Source organism: Cupriavidus oxalaticus (assembly GCF_016894385.1).
Classification (GTDB): domain Bacteria; phylum Pseudomonadota; class Gammaproteobacteria; order Burkholderiales; family Burkholderiaceae; genus Cupriavidus; species Cupriavidus oxalaticus.
In genome coordinates, this window is the sequence record NZ_CP069812.1 from 1527891 (window position 1) to 1543408 (window position 15518).

Annotated in this window: 12 protein-coding genes; 6 read left to right on the plus strand and 6 right to left on the minus strand. The window is 63.8% G+C overall.

The window, feature by feature from the left end; all coding sequences use genetic code 11:
- Positions 1 to 43: 43 nt before the first annotated feature.
- Entirely contained in the window at positions 44 to 946 is a 903-nt protein-coding gene (gene yihG / locus JTE92_RS19460; RefSeq protein ID WP_063241822.1) for a 1-acylglycerol-3-phosphate O-acyltransferase, YihG family, read from the minus strand.
- A 398-nt stretch (positions 947 to 1344) separates the two neighbouring features.
- Here yihG and JTE92_RS19465 point away from each other — a divergent pair, with 398 nt between their 5' ends.
- From JTE92_RS19465 to JTE92_RS19490, 6 genes are all read left to right on the plus strand, one after another.
- Positions 1345 to 1728, plus strand: a complete 384-nt coding sequence (locus tag JTE92_RS19465; protein ID WP_063241821.1) for an META domain-containing protein — start codon at positions 1345 to 1347, stop codon at positions 1726 to 1728.
- Positions 1729 to 1964: 236 nt separating this feature from the next.
- Entirely contained in the window at positions 1965 to 4574 is a 2610-nt protein-coding gene (locus JTE92_RS19470; protein ID WP_063241820.1) for a type VI secretion system Vgr family protein, read from the plus strand.
- Positions 4564 to 6405, plus strand: coding sequence for a lipase family alpha/beta hydrolase (locus tag JTE92_RS19475; RefSeq protein WP_063241819.1), 1842 nt, complete (start codon positions 4564 to 4566; stop codon positions 6403 to 6405). Before JTE92_RS19470 ends, JTE92_RS19475 begins: the two co-directional genes overlap by 11 nt.
- Before the next feature lie 83 nt (positions 6406 to 6488).
- Complete coding sequence (locus JTE92_RS19480) at positions 6489 to 7634, plus strand: T6SS immunity protein Tli4 family protein (RefSeq protein ID WP_232353253.1); 1146 nt, start codon at positions 6489 to 6491, stop codon at positions 7632 to 7634.
- Positions 7635 to 7655: 21 nt separating this feature from the next.
- Positions 7656 to 9494 carry an esterase/lipase family protein gene (locus tag JTE92_RS19485; protein ID WP_063241818.1) on the plus strand — a complete coding sequence of 613 codons (1839 nt, stop codon included), beginning with the start codon at positions 7656 to 7658 and terminating at the stop codon, positions 9492 to 9494.
- An 80-nt stretch (positions 9495 to 9574) separates the two neighbouring features.
- The gene (locus JTE92_RS19490) at positions 9575 to 10714 is read left to right on the plus strand and encodes a T6SS immunity protein Tli4 family protein (RefSeq protein WP_232353255.1); all 1140 of its coding nucleotides are present in this window, start codon (positions 9575 to 9577) and stop codon (positions 10712 to 10714) included.
- A gap of 19 nt (positions 10715 to 10733) precedes the next feature.
- Here the strand turns inward: JTE92_RS19490 and JTE92_RS19495 are convergent, their stop codons facing one another.
- From JTE92_RS19495 to JTE92_RS19515, 5 genes are read right to left on the minus strand one after another with little or no spacing between them, the layout of a single operon-like run.
- The gene (locus tag JTE92_RS19495; protein WP_063241816.1) at positions 10734 to 11942 is read right to left on the minus strand and encodes an alpha-D-ribose 1-methylphosphonate 5-triphosphate diphosphatase; all 1209 of its coding nucleotides are present in this window, start codon (positions 11940 to 11942) and stop codon (positions 10734 to 10736) included.
- Positions 11943 to 11966: 24 nt separating this feature from the next.
- Positions 11967 to 12704, minus strand: a complete 738-nt coding sequence (phnL, locus tag JTE92_RS19500) for a phosphonate C-P lyase system protein PhnL (RefSeq protein WP_063241815.1) — start codon at positions 12702 to 12704, stop codon at positions 11967 to 11969.
- Between the two features lie 5 nt (positions 12705 to 12709).
- Positions 12710 to 13486, minus strand: coding sequence for a phosphonate C-P lyase system protein PhnK (gene phnK, locus JTE92_RS19505; RefSeq protein WP_063241814.1), 777 nt, complete (start codon positions 13484 to 13486; stop codon positions 12710 to 12712).
- The gene (locus JTE92_RS19510; protein ID WP_063241813.1) at positions 13483 to 14385 is read right to left on the minus strand and encodes an alpha-D-ribose 1-methylphosphonate 5-phosphate C-P-lyase PhnJ; all 903 of its coding nucleotides are present in this window, start codon (positions 14383 to 14385) and stop codon (positions 13483 to 13485) included. Before JTE92_RS19510 ends, phnK begins: the two co-directional genes overlap by 4 nt.
- Positions 14382 to 15518, minus strand: coding sequence for a carbon-phosphorus lyase complex subunit (locus tag JTE92_RS19515; RefSeq protein ID WP_063241812.1), 1137 nt, complete (start codon positions 15516 to 15518; stop codon positions 14382 to 14384). The genes JTE92_RS19510 and JTE92_RS19515 overlap by 4 nt, the downstream gene beginning before the upstream one ends.

Sequence of the window (15518 nt, forward strand, 5' to 3'; positions counted from 1 at the left end):
AGGCGGGGGGGCTGATGGCGGCGCCCGCCTGATGCGCGCGCGGTCAGTCGGCGCGCCGGGTCGTCAAGGCCTCGATCTCCTCGTCCTTGGACTGCCACTGATGCGCCAGCCAGTGGTGGAATTCGGTGCGGAACGCCTTGTTGGTGGCGTAGTCGGCCTCGCAGAACGCCGGCGGCACCGGGAGCTGGTGCATGCGCACCACCACCATGCCGGCGCGGCCGCAAGCCAGGTCCCAGAAGCTCGGCACACCGTCGGGGTAGGCAATGGTCACGTCGATCATCGAGCGGAAGCGCGTTCCCATCGCATTCAGCGCCACCGCCAGCCCGCCCGCCTTGGGCTTGAGCAGGTGACGGTACGGCGACGCCTGCGCGGCGCGCTTGGCCTCGCTGAAGCGCGTGCCCTCGGCAAACACCATCACGCTGGTCGGCACCAGCGAGAATTTCTCGCACGCGCGCCGCGCCGTTTCCTGGTCCTGGCGCCGCAGCGCCGGGTTGCGGCGCAGTTCCGTCTTGCCATGGCGCTTCATGAACGGAAAGTCCAGCGCCCACCACGCCAGCCCGATCACCGGCACATAGATCAGCTGCTGCTTCAGGAAAAACTTCAGCAACGGGATGCGGCGGTTCAGCGCGTGCTGCAGCACAAAGATATCGGCCCACGACTGGTGGTTGCAGTTGACGAGGTACCAGTCCGCGTAGCGCAGCCCGGTATTGCCCTGGACATCCCACGGCGCCTGCTGGATGCGCGCGAACCAGCCGGTATTCCAGGAGATCCACCCCGTGGCAATGCCGTTGAGCACCGGATCGATGCGCCGGCGGACCGCGGCGAACGGCAGCACCAGCTTCAGCAGTGCCAGCGGGAACAGCAACATGCACCAGAACAGGGTGCTGGCAACCAGCACGGTCCAGCTGACGATGCCGGTGATCCACGCAAGACGGCCGCGCGGCAAGGGCAGCGGACGACGGGATTCGGGCGAGGCGCTGGATTGACCAGCATTGCCGGCACGGGGCGTGCCGGATGGCGAGGTAGGAAAAGTCATGGACGACAGTTTGCTAGCGCTCGGTGGATAAAGGCTTGAGCAGAGTCAAGGCGGGCACTACGAACATCGAAAGTTCAGGGTGGCGCCAGATGCCTAGTGTACGACAGGAAGCAGATTCGGGATGGCGCCGGAGGCACCTGCAGCGCCGGGACAAACCGGTCAGGCTTGGGCTTGCGGAAGACGCAAACCAACGCCGGCGGGAGCGTCTATGCTTTGAGAATGGGCATGCCGGACGCAATGCGGGGCTACGCCGGCACCACCGCCCTGCACACGCTCCCCGCCACGCACAACGGTACGGCGGTGACGACATGAAGCGTGTTCACGCCCTGATCGCGGCCAGCGCGATGCTGGCTGCCTGCGTTTCGACGGGCGTCGACGTCCGGCAGGAACACCTGGAAAACTTCCTGCTCGACTTCTCCACGCTCGACGACGTGACCACGCAACTGGGCAAGCCGACCTCGCAGACGACGCTCAGCAACGGCTCGACCATCCTGGTCTATTCCTTTGCGAGTTCCCGGCCGCATCCCGAGAGTTTTATCCCCTTCATCGGCCCGCTGTTCGCCGGTGGCTCCATCAAGTCGTCGACGGTGCTGTTTGAGTTCGACGAGAACGGCGTGCTCCGGAGCCAGCGCAGGACCATGTCGACCAGCGCGTCGGGGTTGAGCGTGTTGCCGGCGGATGGGTTGCCTTAGGGCAGTCTTACATTTCCCGCGGCCGCGGCGAAATATCAGCGTCCGCAGTGCGAATTCAATTTGCGCTCTGTCTGCGTGTCAGCTGGGAAGATTCTGAACTTGCTTCGGTACGATCAAATGTCGCGATAGTCGAGCCTCTTCAGGCATGTTTTGCGGATAGCATCGATTCCCTCCGCAGAACGTGCTTGATGCGCATCCGGGCACCCTGTGGTTGTCTTCATTCCAGGAGTGCCCGCATGAATGTCCGCGACCATCTGCCTGTCTACGCCCGCACCGTCACTGTCTCCGGCCCGGCATTGCCGCATGGCCGCGGGCAGTCACCGTTCACCTTCGTGCGCCTGCAGGGCACGGAAGGGCTCTGCGGCTTGTTCGAGTACGAGATCGAACTCAACACTTCCGACAAGGGTTTCAACTTCCACGGCCACGAAGGCAATCTCGACCTGCGCGCAATGAATGGCCGGGAGTTGACCGTACATATCCAGCTCGATGGCATGGGCACCGGGCCGGCAGGCCGCATCGGCGCGGGCACCCGCGAGATCAGCGGCATCGTCGATCGTGCCCGCTACCTGCGTGCTGAAGGGCGGCACTTCGTCTATGGCCTGACGCTGCGTCCCTGGCTGTGGCTTGCCGCGCTGAACAAGAACAGCCGGGTCTTCGAGAACCGCACCGACATCGAGATCATCGAGGAGGTGCTGTCCGCATATTCCTTCCCCGTTGAGCGCAGGCTGGATGTGGCGAAGTACCCCACGCGGATCTATCGGACCCAATGCGATGAGAGCGACTACATTTTCATCGCCCGTCTCATGCAGCACTGGGGCATCTCATGGTTTTTCGAGCATTCGGAGGGGAGACACCGCCTTATCCTGGTCGACCATGTCGGCGGCTATCTCAGGATGCCGAGCGAAGCCCATCAAACGCTTGAAGTCTATCCGCCCGGCGTCAGGATCGACGAGGAACACCTGGACGACTTCTCGGTAGTGGATGCCGTGGTCGCCGGCAAGTACACGACCAATGCCTACAGCTTTACCCAGCCGCGCGGCAACCTGACCGCCAGCAGCGCCGATGCGCGCGAAACAGGCCAGAACGCCGGCGCCCTGCATCAGGAGGTCTACGACTTTCCCGGCGAGCACGCGCAGCCAGCGACGGACAACCGCCCATGGGATGAAGGCGAGATGATCGCCCGCATCCGCATGGAAGAGATTCGTTCGCGGGGGCTTCGCTGCTTCGGCGAGGGCAACCTGCGTGCTGTCGTGCCAGGGCACACCCTGCACGTCAGGGGGCACCCACAGCTGGCCGCCAACCGGGAGTATGTGGTACTTGACACGCACCTCAGGGTGGAAGATGTGGCGGAAGCCTCCGGCGAAGGCCAGCGGTGGCATTGCAGGGTGGCATTCGAATGCCATCCGACACACGAGGTATTCCGTCCCGCCCTGAGCGTGCCGTGGCCGGTGGTGACTGGTCCGCAAAGCGCGACAGTGGTGGGGCCCGAGGGCCATGCCGTATGGCCCGACCGCTTCGGGCGTGTACGCGTGCAGTTTCCATGGGATCGGTTCAATCAGATGTCATGCTGGGTCCGGGTGGCAACGCCGTGGGCGGGCTCGCAGCATGGCCAGGTCAGCATCCCCCGCATTGGCAGCGAAGTGCTGGTGATGTTTCTGGACGGCGGCAATCCGGATAAGCCCGTTGTCATGGGGGCGGTGCCGAACAGTCTGAACATGCCGCCGTGGCAGTTGCCGGACCAGCATGTATTGACTGGCATTCGTAGCCGGGAACAGGACGGTTCGGGCAGCGGCCATCTGGTGTTCGACGATACCAAAGGCGAGATTCAGTCCCAACTCTCCTCCGACCATCAGCGTTCCCAGCTCAGCCTGGGCTACCTCACCCGCATCGAGGACAATCGCGGGCGGCAGGATCATCGGGGCGAGGGCTTCGAGCTGCGTACCGATGGGCACGGCGCCATACGCGGCGCCGACGGCCTGCTGGTCAGTACCGAGGCCAGGCCCGATGCCAGGGCGCATCACAAGGACATGGGCGAAACGCTGCACCGCCTGGACCACGCGCAGCACGCCCATCACACCACCGCACAACTTGCCCGGCATCACCAGGCGCAGGACAGCGAGCAGCAGGATGTCGCCACGATCCTCAAGGCTCAAAACGAAGAGATCCGTGGCTCAGGCGAGGTCAACGGCGAACTGACGGCGCCCCATCTGGTGATGGCTTCCGCTGCCGGACTGGCTGCTACGGCTGCAGGGTCCACCCACTTGCATAGCGGCGAGCATCTGGCCGTCACGACCGGCAAGCATGCGTCGTTCGCCAGCAGCGGCGGCTTCTTCGCCAGCGCGGCGCGGCGCATTGCGCTGTTCGCACACAGCCTGGGGATTCGGCTGGTGGCCGCGACCGATCACATTGCACTGGAAGCGCAGGGCGGCGACATCAAGGGAACCGCCCGCCGCAACATCCATTTTCGGGCGCTCGGCAATATCGTCCTTGAAGCCGACCAGGGCATCGTGTTCAAGGTCGGGCAGACCTACCAGCGCTGGACGCCTTCGCAGATTGTGGAAGGCATGCGCGGGACAAGGCAGATTCACGCCGCTGGATTCAGCCTCGATGGCCCCGATGGCATGAGCCCAAGTGCGCTGGCGTTGCCGCACAGCGATTTCGACCAGGAGGTGTACTTGCACCTGCCCGACGGCTCGCCAGCCGGTAACCGAAAATTCCGCCTGACGCAATCGGATGGCAGCGTGATCGAGGGCGTCACCGCTCCGGATGGACTGACCAGCCTCCAGCAAAGCCAGGGCGCGGAAAGCATCATGATCGAAATCCTGGAGGCCGCAAGTGGCCAATGATCGCATCCACCTTAAAACCGGCGAAGAGATTGGCGGCCGCGCCGGCGCCACCATTGCCCTGACACCGTCAACCGACAAGCGCCGCGTCAGCTTGCCGGTGCCGCCGGACTGGGTCATTCCGATCATCTTTATTCCTGGCGTGATGGGATCCCATCTCCGCATGAGCCGGAAGCGTCAGGCAGAGCTTGAGCGCAATGACAACCGGGCGTGGCGGCCGGACGAGAAGATCGACAGCCTTTCCCGACGCGGAGACTCACCGAAACGCCGGCAACTGAACTTCGATCCCGACGAGACCGAGGTCGATCGCTACGAGATCACCGAAGACGCGGGAAGGTTCGACCTGATGGGCGAGGCGACCGCAAATTCCGACAAACGGCACCGCAATGTTCCGGATGGCCTGCCCGATATCGGCTTGCTGATGAGCGCCCCGTTGCCCGCTGCAGCGGAGCAATGGAAAGCGAAGCGCGGCAGGCATGAGGCCACTGCGGCACAGAAGGCCCGCTGGCGCGGCTGGAGCGAGGTCATGTTCGAATCGTACGGCACGGCCATCAAGCTGATGGAAGCGAGAATGAACGATCTGCTGGCACCGACGGGAGAGGTATCGCTTGCCTGGAAGATGCCGCAGAGCATACCGGTGCTGGACGTGGACCCAAGGGAATGGGGCAGTGATGCAGGCCAGCCATTGACCGAGGATGAGATCCGGCGGGTCGGGAACTGCTGGTATCCGGTCTATGCCATGGGATACAACTGGCTGCAAAGCAACGGCGTGTCGGCGGGCAAGCTTGCCAGGCGCGTTGACGAAGTGATCGCGATGTACCAGTCAAACGGACGCCGCTGTGAGAAGGTCATCATCGTGACGCATTCGATGGGCGGTCTGGTTGCACGTGCCATGCTGAATCCGAAGTACGGCAACGGTATCGACAAGAAGATCCTTGGCATCTATCACAACGTTCAGCCCCCCGTCGGGGCAGCGGCGGCCTACAAGCGGGTACGCGCCGGTTTCGAGGATGCGAAAGGCAACCTGGTGGCAGCCATCGAGCGCGCGGTGATCGGCAAGACTGGTAGGGAAGTCACAGCGGTCTTTGCCAACGCGCCAGGTCCATTGGAGTTGCTGCCGAGCGCTTCCTACCCGCGGGGCTGGCTTCGGGTCCAGACGAGCGAGTACCGGCAGGTGATGGCTTTGCCGGTTGCTTCAGACGAGCCGCTCAAGACATATGTGAGCGAACTGCAGTTGCACAAGAAACTGGGAACAGCTAACCCCATCGCGCCTGTTGTCATGGGAGATCCGCTGTATGACATCTACACTCGAAATTCTCAGTCGTGGTGGCGATTGCTGAACCCTGATTGGGTTAATCCGGCTGAGAAAAAATACAACAAGTCCGACCCCTACGCCAAGGCAAAGCAGCGAATCGCAGATGCTCAAGATTTTCACAAGGACATCAACGATTTGTACCACCCGATCACCTACGCAAGCTATGGTGCAGATCCGTCGCAAAGATGCTTCGGTGCGATCACATACCGGGTGAACGCTACGGAGCTATCGAGGTTTGGCGATCCACTGTCCTGGGAACTTGTCAGCGAAGATGGCGAAGGTCGCATAGTAGTTCGGGCTGAGAATAATCACACTCTGCAACTCAGACTTGAACCGCCAAATGATGCCGGCGATCAGACCGTTCCAAGCGACGCATCTGCGTCGCGTGTGCGCGGAACTATGGTGTTCAGGCAAACCGGATATGAGCATCAGAACAGCTACAACGATGACAAGGTTCTGGCGTCATTGCTGTATTCCATCGTCAAGATTGCCAATACGGCGCCATGGTGGGTTCCATGAACTACGGCGGGCGTCTCTGCATCGCGTGCCTGGCAGGCCTCTTGCTGATGGCTTGTCAACCGTATTCATACAAGGAGCGTGGCGTGCCGAACCAAGTTGAACTTTCACCGCAACTGCAAGCTCTGTTTGCCCAAACCAAACTGGTTTGCTTTGGGCGATATGTCCTCGCGGTGCCCGTCGAGGCAGAGTTGATCTTCGGACCGCAGGACTTCCCAGCCGAAATCCTTACCCATGTTGGCGCAGCGAGCCGAGCCAAGGATTTTGCCGAAGCCCATCGTAGGTCAGTACTCGCGCGGAACGATACTGCGGTGGTCACCTACTTCGGCCCGGGCCCAACAAGCCATAGTTTTGAAATTCGATCGTTCGAGAACAAAAATGCAAAAGCTTATGGCAACGAGGATGCGCAAACCTTCGTGGTTTCGGGGAAGCATCTATTTGAATGGTCTTATGGAGGAGAAGAGCTTGCACCACTAGTTCGCGGCCTGCGCGCCCGCGACAACGCCGAAATCCCAAGGGACCCGGGAGTTTGCATCGACCACGGCTTTATCACCGACAGTAGCGGTAAGTATCAGGAAATCCTGCGGGCGGGCATCGTCCTCCCCAGCCTGCCAGACATCAGCTTTTCAGTGGACTCGAACAAGCTGGCCAGCGTGGACGGCGCAAACGGCGAAGGGCTGCTCGCGTCCATCGCGGCACAGAAGGCAGACCTCGGCAAGCTCTACCCAAAGCTAACCACCCTGCGCGAAGGCAAGCGTATTGTCGGCGTCTGGCAAGGCGAGGAGTCGCTGGTCCGCCGAGCGGACGGTACCCACGATTTCGAGTGGGAAGCGGTCGGCAAGGAACGCACCACCCTGCATCCGTCGTCCATCGGCGCAAAGATGTACACAAAGGTGGCAGCCAACCGCATCGGTGCGGCGGACGAGGCGTCACTGAGCGACGACGAGGCCGTGGCCCTATGGGACCGGCTCCTGGACGGGCTGCGTTTCCGTGTCGATGCGCCGCCGACGCAGACTGGCAAGCCTGTCACGGTGCGCTCGGGGCAGGTTGTACCGCGCTCGGGCATGTGGCGTGCCTCGTTGCCGTCCGGCCACCCCATGGGGGCGTGGGTGGCTGGCAAGTCCGGCGTGGTGCGGCAGGCAGGGACGCCGATGATCAGCTTCGGGCTTTCGCCGTCAGATGAAGCGCAGGTGGTCTGGACGTGGATGGGCGAGGCGAATCGAACCTCATGATCGAAATCCTGGAGGCCGCAAGTGGCCAATGATCGCATCCACCTAAAAACCGGCGAAGAGATTGGCGGCCGCGCGGGCGCCACCATTGCCCTGACACCTTCAACCGACAAGCGCCGCGTCAGCTTGCCGGTGCCGCCGGACTGGGTCATTCCGATCATCTTTATTCCCGGCGTGATGGGATCCCATCTGCGCATGAGCCGGAAGCGTCAGGCAGAGCTTGAGCGCAATGACAACCGGGCATGGCGGCCGGACGAGAAGATCGACAGCCTTTCCCGACGCGGAGACTCACCGAAACGCCGGCAACTGAACTTCGATCCCGACGAGACCGAGGTCGATCGCTACGAGATCACCGAAGACGCGGGAAGGTTCGACCTGATGGGCGAGGCGACCGCAAATTCCGACAAGCGGCACCGCAATGTTCCGGATGGCCTGCCCGATATCGGCTTGCTGATGAGTGCCCCGTTGCCCGCTGCGGCGGAGCAATGGAAGGCGAAGCGCGGCAGGCATGAGGCCACTGCGGCACAGAAGGCCCGCTGGCGCGGCTGGAGCGAGGTCATGTTCGAATCGTACGGCACGGCCATCAAGCTGATGGAAGCGAGAATGAACGATCTGCTGGCACCGACGGGCGAGGTATCGCTTGCCTGGAAGATGCCGCAGAGCATACCGGTGCTGGACGTGGACCCAGGGGAGTGGGGCGGTGCAGGCAAGCCGCTGACCGAGGATGAGATCCGGCGGGTCGGGAACTGCTGGTATCCGGTCTATGCCATGGGATACAACTGGCTGCAAAGCAACGGCGTGTCGGCGGGCAAGCTTGCCAGGCGCGTTGATGATGTGATCGCGATGTACCAGGCCAATGGGCGCCGCTGCGAGAAGGTCATCATCGTGACGCATTCGATGGGCGGTCTGGTTGCTCGTGCCATGCTGAACCCGAAGTATGGCCATGGGATCGACAAGAAGATCCTCGGCATCTATCACAACGTCCAGCCTCCTGTCGGGGCAGCGGCGGCCTACAAGCGGGTACGTGCCGGCTTTGAGGATGCGAAAGGCAACCTGATGGGCGCCATCGAACGCGCGGTGATCGGCAAGACCGGCAAGGAAGTCACAGCGGTCTTTGCCAACGCACCAGGGCCATTGGAGTTGCTGCCGAGTGCTTCTTATCCGCGGGGCTGGCTGCGTGTCCAGACCAGCGAGTACCGGCAGGTGATGGCGTTGCCGACTGCTTCGGATGAGCCGCTCAAGACTTATCGTGGCGAAATGCAGTTGCATAAAACTTTGGGAACAGCAAGGCCGGCAGCGCCAGTAGCTGTTGGCGATCCCTTGTATGACATTTACGCCCGCGAATCTGATGCGTGGTGGCGCCTGTTGAACCCGGAGTGGGTCAATCCTGCCAACAAGAAATATGAAGGATACAGCCCGTATGGATTGGCAACGAAGAGGATTGCCGAAGCGCAGAGGTTTCACAGGGATATCCAGGATCTGTACCACCCGACCACCTACGCCAGCTATGGCGCGGACCCTTCTCAAAAAGCCTTCGGTGCAGTCACGTATCGGGTGAACGCAACAGATCTAAAAGGATTTGGCGATCCGCTTTCATGGAGGCTTATTAGTGAAGACGGGGAAGGGCGCATTGTTGTTCGCGCCGAAAATCGTCACACCCTGCAACTCAGACTTGAGCCGCCCATTGATGCCGGCGATCAGACTGTTCCCAGCGAAGCATCAGCATCGCGTGTGCGCGGCACAGTAGTCTTCCGGCAATCCGGCTATGAGCACCAGAACAGTTACAACAACGACAAGGTTCTCGCATCATTGTTGTATTCGCTCGTCAAGATCGCCAATACCGCACCGTGGTGGAAAACATGAACGGCTGCGGAAAACTTGTTGCCATGCTGGCATGTCTGCTGTTGGCTTCTTGCGAGCCATATTCATACAAGGAGAACGGTGTGCCGAACGACGTCGAACTGTCACCACGCCTGCAAGTTATGTTCGCCAAGACCCGACAGGTCTGCTTCGGAAGATATGTCCTGGAAGTGCCAGCCGAAGCGAAATTGATATTCGGACCGCAGGATTTTCCCGGGAAAATTGTGACGTACGTCGCTGCAGCAGACCGCTTGACTGAAATGGCGGACGCCTATCGCAAGAAGATTCTGGACAAGGATGACACAGCGAAGATCACCTATTTCGGTCGAAGTGCCAAAGTGGGAAGCATAGAAATCCGCTACTACGAAGACGACTTATCCGTGAAATACGGTCTTGAAGGGGCACACACCTTTGCCGCAGCGGGCAATCATTTGTACGAATGGTTCTATGGCGGAGAAGAGATTGCACCGCTCGTTCGCGGCTTGCGCTTCCGCGACAATGCCGACATACCGGGAGATCCTGGTGTTTGCATCGACCACGGCTTCATCGCCGACAGCAGCGGCGTACACCAGGAAATCTTGCGGGCAGGCATCGCGCTCCCCAGCCTGCCCGACGTCAGCTTTTCAGTCGACTCCAACAAGCTGGCGAGCGTGGACGGTGCAAACGGCGAAGGGCTGCTCGCGTCCATCGCGGCGCAGAGAGCGGACCTCGGCAAGCTCTACCCGAAGCTGACCACCCTGCGCGAAGGCAACCGCACTGTCGGCGTCTGGCAAGGGGAGGAGTCGCTGGTCCGCCGCGCGGACGGTACCCACGATTTCGAGTGGGAAGCGGTCGGCAAGGAACGCACCACCCTGCATCCGTCGTCCATTGGCGCAAAGATGTACACCAAGGTGGCAGCCAACCGCATCGGCGCCGCGGACGAGTCGTCGCTGAGCGACGACGAGGCCGTGGCCCTATGGGACCGGCTCCTGGGCGGGCTGCGTTTCCGTGTCGATGCGCCGCCGACGCAGACCGGCAAGCCTGTCACGGTGCGCTCGGGGCAGGTTGTACCGCGCTCGGGCATGTGGCGTGCCTCGTTGCCGTCCGGCCACCCCATGGCGGCGTGGGTGGCTGGCAAGTCCGGCGTGGTGCGGCAGGCAGGGACGCCGATGATCAGCTTCGGGCTTTCGCCGTCAGATGAAGCACAGGTGGTCTGGACGTGGATGGGCGAGGCCAGCCCATGAACGCATGCCGCGCCGATGGTCAGGCCAGCGCGTGGATTTCCGGCCGCCGGGACGTACCCGTAGCCTCGGCCTGGCCGCCACGGTACCCCGCCGCGAACACCATCCGCCCCCCAGACCATGTATGGGTGACCATCGGCTGGCCGGCCACGGTGGCCACGGCTATCACGTCGGCGCGCAGCCCCGGCGCCAGCCGGCCACGGTCGCGCAGCAGGCAGGCTTCCGCGGGGTTCGCCGTCACCAGCGCCAGCGCTTCGTTCAGCGGCAACTCGGCCTGCCGGGCGGCGGCATAGGCCGCGGCGATCAGCGTTGACGGCTGGTAGTCCGAGCACAGGATGGTGCCGACGCCGGCATGGATGGCGTCGATCGCGCGCATCGAACCGCTCTGGCTCTTGCCGCGCAGCACGTTGGGTGCGCCCAGGATGGTCGGCAGTGCCTGTGCGCACGCCGCTTGCGCGGTCTCCAGGTTGATCGGGAACTCGCTCATGCGCACGCCCAGCGCCTGCATGGCGGCGATGCGCTGCGGCGAATCGTCGTCATGGCTTGCCGTGGGGATGCCGAGGCGGTGCGCCTGTGCCACCAGCCGGTTGACGCGTTCATGCGCGCCATCCAGCGCAGCTGCCTTCTTGTCGGCGGCATCGGCGGCTTCCTCGCGGGTCATGCCGTGGTTGCCCATCATGTAGGCGAGGTAGGCGTCCAGCGTCTTGAACTGGCCCTGGCCCGGCGAGTGGTCCATCACCGACAGCAGGTCGACCACGCCCTCGGCCATCAGCATTTCCAGCACCGGCACGGCGCTGGAATCGGTCACTTCATAGCGGCAATGGATGCGGTTGTCGACCAGGCTATGGCTGCGGAACGCGGCCACGGTGCGCACCAGCGTGGCCGCGGTGTCGACGTTGCGCACGCCGAAGTGGTTGCCGGCAAAGGAAAGCGCATGGTACGGCGTGGTGATGCCGGCCGCGGCATTGCGGCGATCGACCTGCGCCACGGCGAAATCCAGCGGGAACAGCACGTTGGCGCGCGGTTCCACCTCTTTCTCGATGGCATCGCAATGCACGTCGATCAACCCTGGCATCACGGTATGGCCGCGCAGGTCGATCACGCCGGCGTTCGCAGGCGCGGTGGCCGGCTCGATGGCGGCGATATGGCCGTCCTCGATCAGCAGCGCGCTGTCGTGCAGCACGCGGTCGGGCAGTACCAGGGTGGCGTGCGTGAGGTAGGTTGCGGTCATGTCCGGCTCCGTTGTTCTGGACAGTTACTGGCAGTTGGGGGCGAGGGCGGTGGCGGGCTGAAGCGGCAGCAGGCGCGTGGCCACGGCGTCGCGCACCGCATCGTCGTGGAAGATGCCGATCAGGGCGCGGCCGTCGGCCAGTGCCTCGCGGATCAGCTCGACCACGACCGCGCGGTTGTCGGCATCTAGCGACGCGGTCGGCTCGTCGAGCAGCAGGATCGGGTGCCCGCCGATCAGGCCGCGGGCGATGTTGACGCGCTGCTGCTCGCCGCCGGAAAACGTGGCAGGAGGCAGTTCCCACAGCCGGCGCGGCAGGTTGAGCCGTTCCAGCAGCACCTCGGCGCGGGCCCGCGCTTCTTCATGGCCGGTGCCGCGCTGTTGCAGCGGGTCGGCCACCACGTCCAGCGCCGACACGCGCGGGATGGCGCGCAGGAACTGGCTGACATAGCCGATCACGTCGCGGCGCAGCTTCAGCACGCGCTGCTCGGGGGCGTGGTTCAGCTCGACCCACGGCTCGCCGTCGGCGCTGGTGTCGCGCAGGCGGATGCTGCCCTCGGTGGCGAGGTAGTTGCCGTAAAGGCAGCGCAGCAGCGTACTCTTGCCGGTGCCCGAAGGACCCGACAGCACCAGGCATTCGCCGCGCGCGGCGTCGAAGTCGATTGCGTTCAGCACCGGCAGGCGGATGCCGCCCTGGTTGTGCAGCGTAAACATCTTGCCGAGGCCGCGGACCTCGACCAGTTTCTGTGCATTGTCTGCTTGCATCGTCGTCAGCCTTGCAGGATGGAAGAGACCAGCAACTGCGTGTAGGGATGCTGCGGGTCGTCGAGGATCTGGTCGGTCAGGCCTTGCTCGACCACGCGGCCGCCCTGCATCACCAGCGTGCGGTGCGCCAGCAGGCGCGCGACGGCGAGGTCGTGCGTGACCAGCACGGCGGCCAGGCCGAGATCGGAAACCAGCCGGCGCAACAGGTCGAGCAGGCGAGCCTGCACCGAGACATCGAGCGACGCGGTGGGCTCGTCCATGAACACCAGCCGCGGATGCGTGACCAGGTTGCGCGCGATCTGCAGGCGCTGCTGCATGCCGCCGGAGAACGTGCCGGGTACATCGTCGAGGCGGCCCAGGTCGATCTCCATTTTTTCCAGCCAGCTGCCGGCGACTTCGCGCAGGTTGCCGTAGTGGCGCTCGCCCACGGCCATCAGCCGCTCGGCGATATTGGCGCCGGCGCTGACCTGCATGCGCAGGCCGTCGCGGGCATGCTGGCGCACGAAGCCCCAGTCGGTGCGTGCCAGCAGCCGCATGCGTGCGCTCGACAGCGTGGCCAGGTCGGTCAGGCCGGATTCGCGCATGTCGTAGCTGACGCTGCCGCGCTGCGGCGGCGCCTGCATCGACAAGGCCTGCAGCAGCGTGCTCTTGCCCGAGCCGGATTCGCCGACCACGCATAGCACTTCGCCGGGATAGAGGTCGAAGCTGACGTCATGGCAGCCATGCAGGCCGTCCCAGGTGCGCGTCAGGTTGCGCACCGACAGCAGCGGGGTCGCGCTCATCGGGCACCTCCCGCGGCTTGCGTGACTGCCTGTTCCGCCTGGCGGTCGGCGCAGTACTCGGTGTCGGAGCAGACGAACATGCGCGTGCCGGCATCGTCGGTGATGATCTCGTCCAGGTAGCTGTCGGTGGCGCCGCATTGCGCGCAGCAGCTCGTCCATTTCTCGACTGTGAAGGGATGGTCGGCGAAATCCAGGCTCTTTACCGAGGTATACGGCGGCACGGCATAGACGCGCTTCTCGCGCCCGGCGCCGAACAGCATCAGCGCGGGGCTGCGGTCGAGCTTGGGGTTGTCGAACTTGGGAATCGGCGACGGCCGCATCATGTAGCGCTGGTTGACGATCACGGGATAGTCGTAGGTGGTGGCGATATGCCCGTGATGGGCAATGTCTTCATAGAGCTTCACGTGCATCGCGCCATACTCCGACAGCGCGTGCATCGTACGGGTCTCGCTCTCGCTCGGCTCCAGCCAGCGCAGCGGCTCGGGGATCGGCACCTGGAAGACCATGGTCTGGCCCGCGCGCAGCGGCGTTTCCGGAATGCGGTGGCGGGTCTGGATGATGGTCGCCTCGGCGGTGCGCTCGGTGGTCTGCACGCCGGTCACGCGGCCGAAGAAGCGGCGGATATTGATGGCGTTGGTGGTGTCGTCCGAACCCTGGTCGATCACCTTGAGCACGTCGGGCTTGCCGATGATGGCGGCGGTGACCTGGATGCCGCCCGTGCCCCAGCCATAGGGCAGCGGCATTTCGCGGCTGCCGAACGGGACCTGGTAGCCGGGGATCGCCACGGCCTTGAGCAGGGCGCGGCGCAGCATGCGCTTGGTCGATTCGTCGAGGTAACCGAAGTTGTAGTGCTCGTCGCGGGCGATGCCCGTGGTGGCGGATGCGTTCGCGGCGGTCATGCCAGCGTCTCCTCTTGTGGCTGGGGCTGCGGATGCGATGCGGGTTGCGCCGCGGTGGCGCCCGTGCCTTCCTGCTCGCCGCGCAGCCGGCGCAGCAGTTCCAGGTTGGCCTGGAAGTCCACGTAGTGCGGCAGCTTCAGGTGCTGCACGAAGCCGGAGGCCTCGACGTTGTCGCTGTGGTACAGCATGAATTCGATATCGTTGGCCGGGGCGTCGGCGGCCTCGCCGAGTTCGGCGGCACGCATGGCGCGGTCGGTCAGCGCCATCGACATGGCCTTGCGCTCGTTGTAGCCGAACACCAGCCCGTAGCCGCGCGTAAAGCGCGGCGCTTCGTCGGCGTTGCCGGTGAACTGGCTGACCATCTGGCATTCGGTCAGCTCGATTTCGCCGATGGTCACGGCGAAGCCGAGTTCTTCGACGAACAGCTCGACCTCGGTGGTGCCATAGCGGATTTCCGCCGCGAACGGGTGCGAGTTGCCATAGCCACGCTGCGTCGAATAGCCCATCGACAGCAGGAAGCCTTCATCGGCGCGCGCCAGGTTCTGCAGGCGCGCGGCGCGGCTGGCGGGGAAGGTCAGCGGCTCGCGCGTCAGGTCGGGCGGGGTGGGGTCGCCGGCGGGGATCTCGTCGGCTTCGACTAGTTGTTCCGCCTCGAGCAGCCCGGTCACGCGCGGCATGATGGCGGGCAACGGCTCGACCGAAGGCGGCAGCGGTGCGGGATCGCGGCCGGCCTCGAGCAAAAAGTCCAGCAGCCGCTGCGTGTAGTCGTAGGTCGGCCCGAGGACCTGCCCGCCGGGCACGTCCTTGAAGGTCGATGAAATCCGGCGCTGCAGGCGCATCGCGCCGGTATCGACCGGCACGGTATAGCCGAAACGCGCCAGCGTGGTCCGGTACGCGCGCAGCAGGAACACCGCTTCGATCTGGTCGCCGGCGGCCTGCTTCAGCGCCAGTGCGGCCAGGTGCGGGTCGTACAGCGAGCCCTCGGCCATCACGCGCGACACGGCCAGCGGCATCTGCTCGCGGATCTGCGCCAGCGTCAGCTCGGGCAACGCCGTGTCGCCGCGGCGGTAGGCGTCGAGCATCTGGTAGGAATTCAGGATGGCGCGTTCGCCACCTTTGACGGCTACGTACAT